Source organism: Muricoccus pecuniae, from assembly GCF_014199205.1.
In the GTDB taxonomy this organism is placed as follows: domain Bacteria; phylum Pseudomonadota; class Alphaproteobacteria; order Acetobacterales; family Acetobacteraceae; genus Roseomonas; species Roseomonas pecuniae.
Window position 1 is genome coordinate 1 of the sequence record NZ_JACIJD010000029.1, and the last position, 15,444, is coordinate 15,444.

14 protein-coding genes and 1 tRNA gene are annotated in these 15,444 nt (G+C 72.3%); 4 read left to right on the top strand and 11 right to left on the bottom strand.

Annotated features, from left to right (window positions below; translation table 11 throughout):
- Positions 1-138: 138 nt before the first annotated feature.
- From FHS87_RS20485 to FHS87_RS20525, 9 genes are all read right to left on the bottom strand, one after another.
- A complete protein-coding gene (locus tag FHS87_RS20485; RefSeq protein ID WP_184521207.1) occupies positions 139-936 on the bottom strand; it encodes an MBL fold metallo-hydrolase in 798 nt (265 codons plus the stop codon).
- Positions 937-949: 13 nt separating this feature from the next.
- Positions 950-1,723 (bottom strand): TatD family hydrolase, encoded by a 774-nt coding sequence (locus FHS87_RS20490; RefSeq protein WP_184521184.1) that lies wholly within the window; start codon positions 1,721-1,723, stop codon positions 950-952.
- Positions 1,723-3,279 (bottom strand): methionine--tRNA ligase, encoded by a 1,557-nt coding sequence (gene metG / locus FHS87_RS20495; RefSeq protein ID WP_184521185.1) that lies wholly within the window; start codon positions 3,277-3,279, stop codon positions 1,723-1,725. Before metG ends, FHS87_RS20490 begins: the two co-directional genes overlap by 1 nt.
- A 45-nt stretch (positions 3,280-3,324) precedes the next feature.
- Positions 3,325-4,341: a DNA polymerase III subunit delta' gene (locus FHS87_RS20500; RefSeq protein WP_184521186.1), complete on the bottom strand. Its 1,017-nt coding sequence runs from the start codon at positions 4,339-4,341 to the stop codon at positions 3,325-3,327.
- Positions 4,338-4,988 carry a dTMP kinase gene (gene tmk, locus FHS87_RS20505; RefSeq protein ID WP_184521187.1) on the bottom strand — a complete coding sequence of 217 codons (651 nt, stop codon included), beginning with the start codon at positions 4,986-4,988 and terminating at the stop codon, positions 4,338-4,340. The genes FHS87_RS20500 and tmk overlap by 4 nt, the downstream gene beginning before the upstream one ends.
- Complete coding sequence (locus FHS87_RS20510) at positions 4,978-6,195, bottom strand: D-alanyl-D-alanine carboxypeptidase family protein (protein WP_184521188.1); 1,218 nt, start codon at positions 6,193-6,195, stop codon at positions 4,978-4,980. The genes tmk and FHS87_RS20510 overlap by 11 nt, the downstream gene beginning before the upstream one ends.
- Before the next feature lie 52 nt (positions 6,196-6,247).
- Positions 6,248-7,150, bottom strand: a complete 903-nt coding sequence (locus tag FHS87_RS20515; protein WP_184521189.1) for a septal ring lytic transglycosylase RlpA family protein — start codon at positions 7,148-7,150, stop codon at positions 6,248-6,250.
- A complete protein-coding gene (locus tag FHS87_RS20520) occupies positions 7,147-8,121 on the bottom strand; it encodes a lytic murein transglycosylase (protein WP_184521190.1) in 975 nt (324 codons plus the stop codon). The genes FHS87_RS20515 and FHS87_RS20520 overlap by 4 nt, the downstream gene beginning before the upstream one ends.
- A 101-nt stretch (positions 8,122-8,222) precedes the next feature.
- A complete protein-coding gene (locus FHS87_RS20525) occupies positions 8,223-9,209 on the bottom strand; it encodes a lipid A deacylase LpxR family protein (protein ID WP_184521191.1) in 987 nt (328 codons plus the stop codon).
- A 59-nt stretch (positions 9,210-9,268) separates the two neighbouring features.
- On the opposite strand from FHS87_RS20525, the gene FHS87_RS20530 reads away from it, so the two are divergent.
- The 4 genes from FHS87_RS20530 to FHS87_RS20545 all read left to right on the top strand — a co-directional run bounded on the left by FHS87_RS20530 (position 9,269) and on the right by FHS87_RS20545 (position 11,520).
- Positions 9,269-9,358 (top strand) — tRNA-Ser (locus FHS87_RS20530).
- Positions 9,359-9,396: 38 nt separating this feature from the next.
- Positions 9,397-10,107, top strand: coding sequence for an endonuclease III domain-containing protein (locus tag FHS87_RS20535; RefSeq protein ID WP_184521192.1), 711 nt, complete (start codon positions 9,397-9,399; stop codon positions 10,105-10,107).
- 79 nt (positions 10,108-10,186) lie between these two features.
- On the top strand, positions 10,187-10,840 hold the full coding sequence (locus FHS87_RS20540; protein WP_184521193.1) for a DsbA family oxidoreductase: 654 nt from the start codon (positions 10,187-10,189) through the stop codon (positions 10,838-10,840).
- On the top strand, positions 10,837-11,520 hold the full coding sequence (locus FHS87_RS20545; protein WP_312862059.1) for a DUF1194 domain-containing protein: 684 nt from the start codon (positions 10,837-10,839) through the stop codon (positions 11,518-11,520). The genes FHS87_RS20540 and FHS87_RS20545 overlap by 4 nt, the downstream gene beginning before the upstream one ends.
- Before the next feature lie 99 nt (positions 11,521-11,619).
- Here FHS87_RS20545 and mfd read toward each other — a convergent pair whose 3' ends face one another.
- Entirely contained in the window at positions 11,620-15,090 is a 3,471-nt protein-coding gene (gene mfd / locus FHS87_RS20550) for a transcription-repair coupling factor (RefSeq protein WP_184521194.1), read from the bottom strand.
- On the bottom strand, positions 15,091-15,435 hold the full coding sequence (locus FHS87_RS20555; RefSeq protein ID WP_376766447.1) for a succinate dehydrogenase assembly factor 2: 345 nt from the start codon (positions 15,433-15,435) through the stop codon (positions 15,091-15,093). It abuts the gene before it with no gap.
- Positions 15,436-15,444: the final 9 nt, after the last annotated feature.

Here is a 15,444-nt window from a genome sequence, read left to right on the forward strand (position 1 = left end):
GGTTAGTTGGGTGTAGCAGGCAACCATGGAGGGGTGCTCCGGACGACAAAGCTCAGAGAAAACAACGCCTGTCGCACTTCAAAATAGAACCCACCCCTTCCCGGCCCCGCAAGTCGCGTAATGTATATTATGTCAAAATCAGAGCGCATGTAGGGCTGCCTCCAGGACCATGCCGTCGTAGCCCGGCTCGATCCCGGCCGGCAGGTTCTCCCTCATCCAGCGCCAATCGAGGTCCGGGCCCATATGCGTCAGCACCGTGCGCTTCGCGCCGATCCGCCGCGCCCATTCCACCGCTTTCGGAACATGGGCATGGACCGGATGCGGTTCCCGCTGGAAGCAGCCGACGATCCAGTCGCGCACGCCCGCGAGCGCGTCCATCGCCGGCTCGGGCATCTCGACCACGTCGGTCGAGTAAGCGAAGCCGCCGATCCTCAGTCCCAGGGTCTCCATTACCCGGTGATCCTGGGCGAAGAGCCGGAGATCCAGCCCCGCGATCCGGACGGTCTCGCCCGGGCTCACCACCTGCGGGTCCAGCGACGGGCGGAAGAAGCCGGGCGTGGGCGGCCTGAAGGCGTAGTCGAAGCGACGGGAAACGTCCTCCAGCGTCCTCGCCGTGGCGAAGAGCGGCAGGGCACGGCCGGTGATCCGGTTCACCATCCTCAACTCATCCATCCCGAGGACGTGGTCGGCATGGGCATGGGTCAGCAGCACGGCGTCGAGGCGGGCCACGCCGGCGGCCAGGAGCTGGCTCCGGAGGTCCGGCCCGGCATCGATGAGAATTGTTGCGCCCTCAGCCGATTGGATGAGGATGCTGGAACGGGTTCTCCGGTTCCTCGGCTCGGCCGGGTCGCAGGCGCCCCAATGGCCGCGCCCGTCCGCGCCGCCCAGCAGCGGCACGCCGCTCGACCCGCCGCAACCCAGCATGGTGATCTTCAGCAAGAACAACCGCCTAAGCGCATCGAGTGAAGAGCCGCTCGAAGTTGCGGGTGGTCACGTCCACCGCCTTGGCCACCTCCCATCCGCGTACCTTGGCGAGTACCGCCGCGGTGTGGCCGACCAGGGCCGGCTCGTTCCGCTTTCCGCGCAGGGGCACCGGGGCGAGATAAGGGCTGTCCGTCTCCACCAGCAGCCGGTCCTCCGGCAGGTCCGCCACGATGGCGCGCAGCTCCTCGCTCTTCGGGAAGGTCAGGATCCCGGAGAGCGAGACGTAGCCGCCGTCGGCCACGACCTTCTCGGCCAGGGCGCGGGTGGAGGAGAAGCAGTGCAGCAGCGCGGGGAACGGCCCGCCTGACTCACGCTCCTCAGAGAGGATGGAGGCGATGTCGTCATCGGCGTCCCGCGCATGGATGGCGAGCGGCAGGCCGGTGCGCTGGCAGGCGCGGATGTGGTGGCGGAAGCTTTCCTGCTGCGCCTCGCGAGGCGCCTTGTCGTAGAAGTAGTCCAGCCCCGACTCCCCGATCCCGACGATGCGGGGATGGTCGGCCAGGGCGACGATCTCGTCCACCGTGGCGACCGGCCCCTCGCCCGCATTCTGCGGATGCACGCCCACCGTTCCCCAGACCTGGGGGAAGCGCTCCGAGAGCGCCTTCACCGTCTCGGCCTGGGCCATGCGCACGCCGATCGTGACCATCCGGCCGACACCGGCTTCCACGGCGCGGGCGACCACGGCCTCGATCTCCTCCTCGCCGTAGTAGTCGAGGTGGCAGTGGCTATCGACGAGCATCAGGCCGGCTCCTCGATCTTGCGGAAGAGCGGCGTGGGAGGCGGCAGCGGGGTGCCGTCGCCGATCGGGGCGGAGAGGTCCGTCAGGGCGCGGGCCCCCTGCCCCACCCCGAGCTGGTCCAGCATCGCGCCCATGGTCCCGGGCATGAAGGGCTGGAGCAGGGTGGCCAGGGCCCGCAGCGCCGTGTGCAGGCTCCGCAGCACGGCGGCCATCCGCTCGGGATCGGTCTTCTTCAGCGACCAGGGCTTCTGGGCGTCGATCCAGGAATTGCCGAGCCGTACCACGACCCAGATCCGCTCCAGCGCCTCGCCGAAGGCCTGGCGGGAGACGGCCTCGTCCACGGCGGCGGGCAGCGCCTCGACGGCGCCGAGCAGCTCGCGATCCGCCTCGGTGGGCGGGACCAGGGCGGGCAGCCGGCCCTCGCAGTTCCGCTGGATCAGGGAGAGCGTGCGCTGCGCCAGGTTGCCAAGATCGTTCGCCAACTCGCTGTTAAGACGCCCGATCACGGCGCGGCGGGAGAAGTCACCGTCATTGCCGAAGGGCACCTCCCGCAGCAGGTAGTAGCGCAGCGGGTCCAGCCCGAACTCCTCGGCGAGTTGAAGCGGGTCCAGCCCGTTGCCGAGGGACTTGGACATCTTCTGCCCCTCGATGGTCAGCCAGCCATTGGCGTAAACGCGCCGGGGCGGCTCCAGCCCCGCGGCCATGAGGAAGGCCGGCCAGTAGACGCAGTGGAAGCGCGTTATCTCCTTCCCGACCATGTGGAGATCGGCGGGCCAGAAGTCCCAGCGCGGTGAGTCGCGGTCGGGATAGCCGAGGGCGGTGATGTAGTTCGTCAGCGCGTCGAGCCAGACATACATCACATGCGCCTCGTCCCCCGGCACGGGCACGCCCCATTTGAAGGAGGTGCGGGAGATCGAGAGGTCCTGCAGCCCCGCCTTCACGAAGGAGGTCACCTCGCGCCGCGTGCTGGCGGGCGCCATGAAATCGGGGTTGGAATCGTAGAAATCCAGCAGCTTGTCGGTCCAGGCTGAGAGGCGGAAGAAGTAGGAGGGCTCGCGCGTCCACTCCACCGGCGCTCCGGAGGCGATGGCCACCTTCTGCCCGTTCCGCTCCTCGATCTCGTCGGGGCCGTAGAAGGCCTCGTCGCGCACGGCGTACCAGCCCTCGTAATGGCCGAGATAGATGTGACCGCCGGCGGCCAGCTTCTCCCACAGCGCCTGGCAGGAGAGCCGGTGCCGCTCCTCCGTCGTGCGGATGAAGTCGTCGAAGGAGATGCCGATCCTCTCGGCCATGCTGCGGAAGTCGGCGGCCAGCCGGTCGGTGAACTCCTGGGGCGAGAGGCCGGCGGCGATCGCGGCCTGCTCGACCTTCTGCCCGTGCTCGTCCGTGCCGGTGAGGAAGAACACCTCGTTTCCCGCCAGCCGCTTCCAGCGCGCCAGCACGTCGGCGGCGATGGAGGTGTAGGCATGGCCGATATGGGGCTGGCCGTTCAGGTAGTAGATCGGCGTCGTCAGGAAGAAACGCTTCCCGCTCGTCACGCCCTTGGCCTCGCTCATCGTCCGGTCCCGCGCCATGTCCCGCCGGCGCGATCCGGTCCCCGCCTAGGCGGAGAGCCGGGAGAGACCCGTCAGCACTGCCTGCTTGCGGTCCAGGTTGAGCGTGTCGGTCTCGTCGGCCAGCCGGCCGAGCATGTCCCACAGCCCCGCCCACTCGGCAAGGCCGCGCCCCTCCATCCAGGGGGCGGTCCCCTGCCCCCGGCCGGCCCGGCGCAGCGCGCCCGCGATCGCGTCCCGCAACAGGGCGAAGAAGGTGGCGAAGGCGCTGCCGTCGCGCTTGGAAGCCAGGCGGTCCGCCAGGGCGTGCAACTCGCGCGGGTCGGGCCGGGGCAGGCGCGCGAGGAAGCCTTCCACCTCCCGCGCCATGGCCAGCCCCTCCCCCTCGGCCAGGGTCAGGGCGCGGCCGGGGCTGCCGGCGGCGAGCCGGGCGAGGGCGGACCTGTCCTCACCTGTCATGTCAGGCATCCAGAGGGTGAGCACCCTCTCCATCGGCCCCTCTTCCAGCGGGAAGAGGTCCAGCCGCCGGACGCGGCTGCGGATGGTCGGCAGGAGCCGGTCCGGGGCGGAGGCGGTGAGGACGAGCACGGCGCGGGGCGGCGGCTCCTCCAGGGTCTTGAGCAGGGCGTTCTGCGCCTGCTCGTTCATCGCCTCGATCTCCTCGATCACCACCACGCGCCAGCCGCCCTCGGCCGGGGTCATGGCCAGGAAGCGAGTCAGCTCCCGCACCTCCTCCACGCGGATGATGACCTTCTTGCCCTTCTCGCCCGTCCCGGGAACGAGGGCGCGAAGGTCGGCATGGGCGCCCGCCGCGACGCGGGCGAAGAGCGGGTCGCCGGGCGGCACGAAGAGCGGCGCCTCGCCCGCGGGCGCCCCGCGCGGCATCCCGGCCAGCATCCAGCGGGCGTAGCGCCAGGCGAGGGTCGCCTTCCCGATCCCCTGCGGGCCGGCCAGCATCCAGCCGTGATGCATCCGGCCGGAGAGGGCGGAGTCGCGCAGCGCGGCGGCGGCGTGGTCCTGGCCGAACAGGGCGGGGTTGGCGCGCGGCTCCGGCGGAGGATTCATGCCGGGACGCCCAGGCGCTCGCAAAGGGCCGCGAGGGAGAGGGAGAGCACCTCATCCGCCGGGCGGGAGGCGTCGAGCACCGCGCAGCGCCCGGGCTCCCGCGCCGCGATGTCGAGGAAGCCCGCGCGCACCCTGTTGTGGAAGGCCTCTCCCTGCATCTCGTAGCGGTTGGCATCCCCGCGGGAGAGGGCGCGACTCATGCCGCGCTCGGGCGGGAGGTCGAGCACGAGGGTCAGGTCCGGGCGCAGCGGGCCGAGGGCGAGGTCGCAGAGCCGCTCCCACACATCGCGGGAGAGCCCCTGCCCCGCCCCCTGATAGGCGAGGGTGCTGTCGGCGAAGCGGTCGCACACCACCCAGATCCCGGCGGCCAGCGCCGGCTCCAGGCTCCGCGCCACGTGCTCCCGCCGGGCGGCGAAGTGCAGCATCGCCTCGGCCACGGGATCCCAGGGGCCTTGGCCGAGGATGAGGGCGCGCACCGCCTCCGCCCCCGGCGCGCCGCCGGGCTCGCGGGTGCGGAGGACGGGGAGCCCGCCCTCGGCCAGCGCGGCCGCCAGGGCGCGGGAGAGGGTGGTCTTCCCCGCCCCCTCCCCGCCTTCCAGCGTGATGAAGCGCCCGCGGCCCTCGAGCGCCGAGCCGTCAGGCGCCACCGACCATCCGCCCGATCACCGCCGGGATGCGCGGGATCAGCCCGAGCCGCGCGACATCGGCCCCGGCGAGCAGCGGCACGGTCATCGGCGGCACGCCCGCGCCCGAGACCTCCAGCCTGCCCAGCTCCTGCCCCTTCGCGACGGGCGCGGGGATGGGCGTGTCGTAGCGCAGCTTCACCTGCAGGCTCCGCCGCCACTGGCGCGGGAGGGTGAGCACCACGTCCCGCCCGCCGACCAGCGGCACCTTCAGCTGCTCGCCGAGATAGACCGGCGCCTCCTCGATCGTGTCGGAGGCGCGGAAGAGGGCGACGTTCTCGAACTCGCGGAAGCCCCACTCCATCAGACGCTCGGTCTCCTCGCGCCGCGCGGCCATGCTGGGCAGGCCGTTGACGACGAGGATCAGGCGCCGGTCTCCGCGCTTGGCGCTGCCGGTCAGGCCGTAGCCCGCATCCTCCGTGTGGCCCGTCTTCAGCCCGTCCGCCCCGGCGACGCGGCCGAGCAGCGGGTTGCGGTTCTCCTGGTTGATGTCGTTCCAGCGGAAGCTCCGCTCGGAATAGATGCGGTAGTATTCGGGGAAGTCGTTGATGATGTGCCGCGCGAGGGTGGCGAGGTCGCGGCAGGTCATCCGGTGCTCCGGGTCCGGCCAGCCCGTCGCGTTGCGGAAGTTGCTGGCGTTCAGGCCGAGCCGCTTGCCGTACTCGTTCAGCGTCTCCGCGAACTGCGTCTCGCTGCCCGAGATGCCCTCGGCCAGCACGATGCAGGCGTCGTTGCCGGACTGGATGATGACGCCTCGGATGAGGTCCTCGACCTTCACCTGGTTGCCGATCTGGACGAACATCTTGCTGCCGCCCATGCGCCAGGCGCGCTCCGTCACCGGCAACTCCTGGTCCAGGCGAAGGCGGCCCTGCTTCAGCAGGTCGAAGACGACGTACATCGTCATCAGCTTCGACATGGAGGAGGGCGGCATCCGCTCGTCCGCGTTCTTCTCCAGCAGCACGGCGCCGGTATCGGCGTCGATGATGAGGGCCTGGCGGGCGATGGTGTCCACCGGCCCCAGCGGCGTGCTGGCCGGCGAGCCCGGCGGCGGCGCGGGCGCGCGCGAGCCGCGCCCGGGCTGGTTGCGCGCCTGCGCCCCCGCCTCCCCCGGCAACCCGCCCACAAGCCCGATCGCGGCCGCCGCCACGATCATGTCCCGACGCTTCGGCATCCCCATGCCCCCCGTTCCCGACGCGCCGGCCAGCCTGGCCGAGCGGTCGCCCCTAATCGACGATGATACGCGCTTCCGATACGCCAGCGCGCAGGGCGCCGTCGAGCGCCCTGTCGGCCTCGGCCGGCGTGGCGAAGGGCCCGAGGCGGACGCGCCACTCCTGCCCCCGCGCCGCGCCGAAGGGTTCCACCCGCGCGCCGCCGAGCCGCGCCGCCTGGCGGGCCGCGGCCGTGCGGTTGGTGAAGCTGCTGCCCTGCACGAAGAGGGACCCCGGCATCGCCGGCCCCTGCGCCACGCGCTCGGCCAGCACCACCGGCTCCGCCGCGCGCTCACCCCCGGTGGAGGCCGCCTGCACCAGGGGGCCACGCCCTTCCCGCACGCGCTCGGCCTGTCGGGCGCCGGCGATCGGCGCCAGGGTCTCCCGCTCCACCGCCCCGGCCGGCGCGGCGGCGATGGCGGGGCGGCTGCCCTCGGGCGCCGGCAGTCCGCCCGCGAGCCGGCGGGAGAGATCGCCCTCCACGGCGAGGCGCACCTGCGCGGGCCGCCCGGCCGCGATGCCCAGCAGCTCCGCCGCGCGGCGGGAGAGGGCGACCACCCGCCCCGGCTCGGCCGGGCCGCGGTCGTTCACCCTCACGGCGAGGGACCGCCCGTTCTCCAGGTTCGTCACGGTGACCACGGCGGGCAGCTGCAGCGTGCGATGGGCGGCCATGAGGGCGGCGGGGTCATGGACCTCGCCATTGGCCGTGCGGCGCCCCGCGCGCGCATCGGAGGCGACGGCGGCGAGGCCGGTCTCCACCAGGCCGAAATCCTCGCGGGGGTAGAACCAGAGGTCGCGCAGCCGGTAGGGCTCGCCGACGACGTAGCGCGGCTCGCCCGCGGGCACGGGCGTCTCCGGGGCCTTGCAGCCCGAGAGCAGCGCGAGGCCGAGCCCGAGAAGGGCGCCCGCGCGCCTCACGCCACCCGGTCGGAGAGCATTCCGACCGCGAGCGCGTAGAAGTTCGAGGGATTGTAGCGCCTGATGACGTTGAAGTTCTGATAGACGAGGAAGGCCTGCAGGCTGCCCGAGGTGGCACCGGGGCAGATCACCGCCCCCGTCATGTCGAGGGCGGGCACTGGCGTGCCGTCGCTGAAGGTGACGCCCATGCGCGCCCATTCGCGCAGCGGCTTCACGTTCTCCCGCGTCGCCGAATAGGGATCGAAGCCGGCGGGGAGGATGACCTCCCTCCCCCAGCGCTCGTCCTTGCGCCAGCCGGAGCGGGCGAGGTAGTTGGCGATGGAGCCCAGCGCGTCCGCCCGGCTCTCCCAGATGTCCTTGCGCCCGTCGCCGTCGGCATCCACCGCCAGCCGCTCGAAGCTGCTCGGCATGAATTGCGGGTGGCCCATGGCGCCGGCCCAGGAGCCGCGCATCCGCTCGGCGGTGATGTGGCCGGCATCGATAATTCGCAGCGCCGAGATCAGCTCGCCCCGGAAGAAGCTCGCGCGCCGCCCCTCCCAGGCGAGCGTCGCCAGAGCCTCCACCACGTTGAAGCCGCCGGTGTTCCCGCCGTAGTTCGTCTCCATCCCCCAGATGGCGACCATGAAGCGCCCGGGCACGCGGTAGCGCGCCTCCAGAGACTGCAGCAGGGCGCGGTTCTCGGCATAGGCGCGCCGGCCGTTGTCGATGCGGGTCTGGCTGACGATGCGGTCCCGGTACCCGTCCCAGGTGAGCGTGCTCTCCGGCTGCTTGCGGTCCAGCTCGATCACCCGGTCCACCGGGCGGATGCCGGAGAGGGCGCGCTGGAGGGTGGCGGGCGAGACCCCCGCGCGGCGCGCGTCGGTGCGCACGCCGTCGAGGAAGGCATCGAAGCTCACTCCCTGGGCGCGCGCGGGCGCGGCGGCCAGGAGGGCGGGGAGGACCAGGACGGACCGGCGGCCGGGGCGGATCATGGGCGGAGAGGTGCCACTTCCCGCGCCCCGGGGCAACGGAGGCGTTGCGACAGATTGTCGCATTCGCCCGCGCCGCGCGCCGAACCCTGCCCGGAAGGGGCCTAGAAGCGGAAGGACACGCTCAGGGAGCCGAAGGACTGCCGCCCGCGCTGGCCGTAGAACTCCTCCGTCCGGAGCACGTGGGTGTAGGCGAAGCGCACCCCGCGCCAGAGGACCGCGGCGCCGGCCTGGGCATCCGCCACCAGCAGGCGCTTGTCGACGCTCGGCCCGTCCCGCCAGGTGTTGCCGTCGAGGAAGATGTCGCGCGCGACGGCGCGGCCCTCGGCCCCGGCGAAGACGTACCAGCCGAAGTCCTGCCGCGGCTGGAAGAAGCCGGAGCCCGCGAGGGCCGGGCGGATGCGGACCGGCCCCCAGTCCGCCTCCAGCCCGTCGCCGATGCGGAGCAGCGCCCCCGCCGCGGCGTAGGTCTGCACGTTCCCGACCGCGCCGGAGAGCACGGGGATGGCCTCCGCGGCCAGCCCGCCGCCGAGCGGGGTGCCGAGCGGGATGCGCCAGCGACGCTCCAGCAATAGCGTCGCCGCCGGCTCGTCCTTCAGCTGGCGATCCCAGCCCTCGGCGTTCTTGATGTTCAGGAGGTCGTGGTAGTTGTTCTGCACGAACTCCCCGAGCGCGGAGGGGCCGACCACGCCGAGCTGCACCTCGGCCAGGGTCTGGGTGCGCTCCGTGGTCCGCACCAGGCTCGCCGCGCCGTAGAGATAGCCCGCATAGGGGCGGTCCCGCGGGTCCGGGATGCGGCGGGTCTTGTCCTCGGGGGTGAAGAAGTTCTGCCCGAAGGACAGGCCCCAGCGGAGGGCGCCCGGGCCGGTAAGGGAGGAGAGGCCGCGGTCCAGCGCGTCCAGCGGCCAGGGCAGGTCGGCCGAGGGGGAGCGCCAGGTGAGCAGCAGCCCGTTCGTGTAGTAGCGGTCCGAGCCGCCGAAGAGGTCGTTCTCCACGGTCAGGCTCAGCGTGCCGCGGGGGTCCGGCGTCTCCTGGGCGAGAGCGGGCGCGGCGTGCACCAGGATGAGGAGCAGAGTGGCCGTCCGGCGCATAGCGGTTCCCTTGTTCACGGAGGCGGTGTAACCCGGCCCCGCGGCGCCGTCGCGTCCCGGGATGGGTGGCAGAGCGGTCGATTGCTCCGGTCTTGAAAACCGGCGTGGGGGCAACCCCACCGTGGGTTCGAATCCCACCCCATCCGCCAGGCGGCAGCGACGGCCCTCCAGGCGCGTTCCTCTCCTCATGCCCGTCCCTCGCCCATCCCTCGAAGCCGAGCGCCCAGCAAGGCCCGACAAGGCCCCCTTCGACTTCGACGAGGCCTTCCGCCGCCTGCGGGCCGCCCTCTCCGACCTCCCCAAGGCCGCGATGTTCGACCTGCGGGACCGCGGCTACGGATCGCCCTTCGAGCAACTCGTCGCCAGCCTCATCTCCGCCCGGACGCGCGACGAGGTGACCACCCCCGTCTGCCTCCGCCTCTTCGCCGCCGCCCACACCCCGGCGGAGATGGCGGCGCTGGACGAGGAAACCCTCACCGGCCTGCTGCACGGGGCCACCTTCCCCGAGCCGAAGGCGCGCGACATCCTCGCCCTCTCCCGCCGCATCCTGGAGGAGCATGGCGGCGAGGTGCCGGACACGATGGAGGGGCTGACGGCCTTCCGCGGCGTCGGCCCGAAGATCGCGGCCCTGACGCTCGGCGTCGCCTTCGATCGCCCGGCCATCGCGGTGGACATCCATGTCCACCGCATCACCAACCGCTGGGGCATCATCGCCGCGGCCACGCCCGAGCGCAGCATGGCCGCGCTGGAGGCCGTGCTGCCGCGCCGCTACTGGGTGGAGATCAACGAGCGGCTCGTCCCCTTCGGCAAGTTCGTCTGCACGGGGGAGCGGCCGCGCTGCTCCACCTGCCCCCTGCTGGACATGTGCCGGCAGGTGGGCGTGACCACGCACCGTTGATCGCCCGGGCGGTGGAGCCAGGTCCGTGCGCGCATGGGAGCCCTGGCCCGGGCGGGGCCGGCGGCGCTAAGATCGGACCGTGAACGCGCTCTCCCCGCTCCGCGCCCGCCTGCCGATCGAGGTGGTCTTCGACCTCGTCTGCCCCTGGTGCTTCCTCGGCACGCGCCGCCTGCGCCGCGCCCTGCGCGCCCGGCCGGAGATCGTGGCGGAGCTCATCTGGCGCCCCTTCCTGCTGAACCCGGAGCAGCCCGCCTCGGGGCGCGACCCATTCGCGCGCCGGCCCGGCGGGGCGGACCGGGCAAGGCGCCTGCACGCGACTCTCTCCGAGATGGGCCGGGCCGAGGGCGTGCCCTTCCGCTTCGACCTCATCCACCGCACCCCGCCCTCGCTCGACGCCCACCGCCTCGTTCGCCTGGCGGCCCGGCGCGGCGTAGCGGAGGAGATGGTGGACCGGCTCTTCCTCGCCCATTTCGCCGAGGGGCTGGACATCGCCGACCACGCCACCCTCGCCGGCATCGCGGGGGCGGCGGGGCTGGACCGCGCCGCCACCCGCCGCTTCCTCGCGGGGGATTCGGATGCCGAGGCGGTGCAGGCCGAGAACCTCCGCGCCCACCGGCTCGGCATCAACGGCGTGCCCTGCTTCGTGCTGGCGGGCGGCCACGCCATCGCCGGGGCGCAGGAGCCGGAGGTGCTGCAGCGCTTGCTCGACGTCGCGATCGCGGAGGCCGCGTGATCAGGCGGCGGGCGGCGCTCCTCCTCCCGCCCGCCCTCGCCTCGCATGCGGCCGCCCCTGAGGCCGTCGCGCAAGACGGGGCCGTGGACCTCCTGCTGGTGCTTGCCATCGACGCCTCCGGCAGCATCGACGCCGAGGAGTTCCGCCTCCAGCGCGAGGGCTGCGCGGAGGCGCTGACGCATCCTTCCGTCCTCTCGGCCATCGGCGCCGGGCCGCGGGCCGCGATCGGGATCGCGCTGGTCGAATGGGGCGCGCCGGGCGGCGCCGCGACGGTGGTGGGCTGGCACCGCGTGAGCGGCGCGGCCTCGGCCGGCGGCTTCGCTCGGGCGGTGGTGGAGGCGCCGCGCTCCCGACAGTCCTGGAACGCGATCGGGGACGCGCTGGACCACTCGGCCGCTCTCATCGCCGCCGCGCCCTGGGCCGCCACCGAGCGGGCGATCGACCTCTCCGGCGACGCGCCGGACATGCGGAGCCTGAACCCCGTCGGCATCGCGCGGGAGGCGGCGGCGGCGCAGGGCATCGTGGTGAACGCCCTGGCGATCGAGGGCGGCCGCCCCGGCCTCAGCCGCACCTATGAGGAGACGCTCATCGCGGGCGACGGCGCCTTCGTGATGACCGCCGAGAGCCGCGCCGACTTCGCCCGCGCGATGCGGGCGAAGCTCGTCCGGGAGATCGCCTAGAGCGGTTTCCGTTCGCCATGGCTCACGGCAACCGCTCTAGCCCTTTGCTTTATCGCATTTTCCGAGCCGCCGGGTGTGTCCACCCGGCTTGAGAATGCTCTAGGCCGCCTTCGCCTGGCTCGCCACGCGCAGCAGCGCCTGGAGGATCTCCCGCGCCACCTTCACGCGCTGCGGCAGCTCCATCTCCCGCACCACGGCCAGCTTGTGGTCCGGCCGCAGCTTCACCGCGCCCTTCTGGGTGGCGACCCAGGCGACGAGCCCGCCGGGATTGGCGAAGTTGTTGCGGCGGAAGGAGAGCACCACGCCCTTGGGCCCGGCATCCAGCTTCTCCACCCCGGCCTCGCGGCACATGCGCTTGATGGAGACGACCTGGAGAAGGTTCTCCACCTCCTCCGGGATCGGGCCGAAGCGGTCGGCCAGCTCCGCCGCCATCGCCTCCAGCTCCGCCTCGTTCGCGAGCCCGCCGATGCGGCGATAGAGGCCGAGGCGCACGGGGAGGTCGCGCACATAGTCCTCGGGGATGAGGACGGGCAGGCCGAGATTGATGTTGGGCGTCCAGTCCCGGTCCGGCGCCTCGCCCTTCCCGCCCTTGCCGCGCTGGCGGTTGCGGATGTCCTGCACCGCGTCCTCCAGCATCTGCTGGTAGAGCTCGATGCCGACCTCGCGCACATGGCCGGACTGCTCGTCGCCCAGCAGGTTCCCCGCGCCGCGGATGTCGAGGTCGTGGGAGGCCAGGGTGAAGCCGGCGCCGAGGTTGTCGAGCGTCTGCATCACCTCCAGCCGCTTCTGCGCGGCCGCCGAGAGGCGGTGCGACTGCGGCCAAGTGAAATAGGCGTAGCCCCGCAGCTTCCCGCGCCCGACGCGGCCGCGGAGCTGGTAGAGCCCGGCGAGGCCGAACATGTCGGCGCGGTGAATCAGCAGCGTGTTCACCGCGGGCATATCCAACCCGCTCTCCACGATATTGGTCGAGAGGAGGATGTCGTACTTGCCGTCGCCGAACTCGGTCATGACGCGTTCGAGCTCGGTCGGCGTCAGCCGCCCGTGCGCCTGGGCGACGCGGATGTCCGGCACGATCTCCGAGAGCCGGGTGGCGACCTTCGGTAGGTCCTCCAGCCGGGGCACGACGCAGAAAACCTGGCCCCCGCGGAAGCGCTCGCGCTGGATCGCCTCGCGGATCACGACGCTGTCCCAGGGCATGATGAAGGTGCGGACGGCGAGCCTGTCCACCGGCGGCGTCGCGATCACGCTCATCTCCCGCACGCCGGAGAGGGCGAGCTGGAGGGTGCGCGGGATGGGGGTGGCCGTCAGCGTCAGCACGTGGACATCGGCCTTGAGCGACTTCAGCCGCTCCTTGTGCGCAACGCCGAAATGCTGCTCCTCGTCCACGATGACGAGGCCGAGATCGGCGAACTCAACGCCCTTGGCGAGGATGGCATGGGTGCCGACCACGATGTTGATCGTGCCGTCCTTCAGCCCCGCCTTCACCGCCGCCTGCTCCTTCGGCGTCACCATGCGCGAGAGCTGGGCGACCTGGACGGGCAGCCCCTCGAACCGGCGGGAGAAGTTGCGGAAGTGCTGGCGGGAGAGAAGCGTGGTTGGCACGACGACCGCCACCTGCGCGCCCGTCATCGCCACGACGAAGGCGGCGCGCAGCGCGACCTCGGTCTTGCCGAAGCCGACATCGCCGCAGATCAGCCGATCCATCGGCTTGCCGGCGGAGAGGTCCTCCAGCACGTCGGAGATGGCGCGGAGCTGGTCCTCCGTCTCGGCGAAGGGGAAGCGGGCGCAGAACTCGTCCCAGGCGCCCTCGGGCGGGGTGGCCAGCACCCCCTCCTTCGTCTGGCGCTCGGCGGCGGTGCGGATGAGTTGCGCCGCCATGTCCTGGATGCGCGACTTCGCCTTCGCCTTGCGGTTCTGCCAGGAGACGCCGCCGAGCTTGTCGAGCGCGACCCCCGCGGCGTCGCTGCCGAAGCGTGTCAGAACCTCGATGTTCTCGACGGGGAGGAAGAGCTTGTCCCCGCCCTCGTAGAGCAGGCGGAGGCAGTCATGCGGGGCGCCGCCGGCATCCAGGGTCTGCAGCCCGTCATAGCGGCCGATGCCGTGGTCGGCATGGACGACGAGGTCGCCCTCCTCGATCTCGGTCGCGTCCGCGATGAACTGGTCCGCGCGCTTGCGGCGGCGGGGCGGGCGGGCGATGCGGTCGCCCAGCAGGTCCTGCTCGCCGGTGACGGAGATGCCGGGCTCGCCGTCACCGCCAGGGGCACCGATGAAGCCGCGCTCCAGCCCCCAGACCGCCAGCCCGACCACGCCGGGCGGCAGCCTCTGCACGCCGGGCCAGTCCTCCACCACCTGGGTCGGGACATCAGCCTCGCGCAGGAGGTTGGCCAGCCGGTCGCGGGAGCCGCGGGTCCAGCCGGCGAGCACGGTGCGCCGGCCCTGCCCCGCCATGGCGCGGGCGTGCTCGTGGAAGGCCTGGAAGACGTTGCCGCCGGCCTGCCGCACCTCGGTGAACAGGCGCCCCTGGCGGCCCCCGGCCTCGATTCCCTCCCCGCCCTCGGGCTTGCCGAAGGGGTTGAAGCGAAGCACCGGGCCGGTGGCGAGCATCCGGTCCCAGCCGCGGCGGTCGAGGTAGAGGCGACGCGGCGGGGCCGGGCGGTAGGGCACCTCCCCCTCGCGCGGGGGCAGGCGGCGGGCCTCGTAATGGTCCTCGATCATCTCCAGCCGGGCGTCCAGCGCGTCCTCGGCCTGGTGGTCGAGGCTGGTGGAGGCCGGGCCGAGATAGTCGAGCAGGGTCTCCATGCTCTCGTGGAACAGCCCGGCCCAGTGCTCCATCCCGGGATGGCGCTGGCCGGCGGAGACGCTGACATAGAGGGGATCGTCCCCGGCCGCCGGGCCGAAGAGCTCGCGGTACTCTGTCCGGAAGCGGGTGATGGAGTCGCGGTCGAGGAAGACCTCGCCCATCGGGCGCAGCCACAATTCCCCCAACGCCTCGCCGCTGCGCTGCGTGCCCGTGTCGAAGCGGCGGAGGCTCTCGATCTCGTCGCCGAAGAGGTCCAGCCGCACGGGGTCGGGCTCGCCGGCGGGGTAGAGGTCGATGATGCCGCCGCGGACCGCGTACTCGCCGGGCTCCATCACCGTCCCGGCGCGGCCGTAGCCATTGGCCTCCAGGAAGGCGAGGAGCTTGTCGGGATCCGTCCGCCCGCCCTTGGCCAGCCGCATCGTGGCCCCGGCGAAGACGGCGCGGGGCGGCACCTTCTGGACGAGGGCGTTGACGGTGGTCAGCACGATGCGCGGGCGCTTCGCCTCCTCCATCAAGCGGGTGAGGGTCGCCACGCGCTCGGCGGTGATCTCGGGATTGGGCGAGACGCGGTCGTAGGGAAGGCAGTCCCAGGCGGGGAAGGTCAGGACCTCGGCCCCTGGCGCGAGGAAGGCCAGGGCGTCCGCCATGCGCTGCATCCGGGCATCGTCCCGGCACACATGCAGGACGGCGCCCGCCTCCTCCGCCCGGCGGCGGGCGACGAGCAGGCCGTCATAGCCCTCGGGCGCGCCATAGACCTCTAGTCCAGCCATTCAGGGATTCCGCATCTCATCGGGGATGCCGGCACCGGGCGCGGCGCTGGCTTCCATCAATCGCATCATCATGGGGGTGCGGAGGTCCTCCGGCACCGGGCGGCGGCCGGAGAGCCAGTCCGTCAGGTCCACATCCGGCAGTTCCAGCAGCGCCTCGACCTCGTCCAGCTCCTCCTCGGAGAAGGATTCGATCCGCCGCGACACGAAGCCCCCGATCAGCAGGTCCGTCTCCTTCGTGCCGCGATGGCTCGCCCGGAAGATCAAACGCCGCCGCCTCGGGGAGAGTTCGTCCTGGTCGTCATCCATGTCGCGGGCCCCGTTCGGCTTCTGTTCGTGGCGTGCCATATAGCCGCC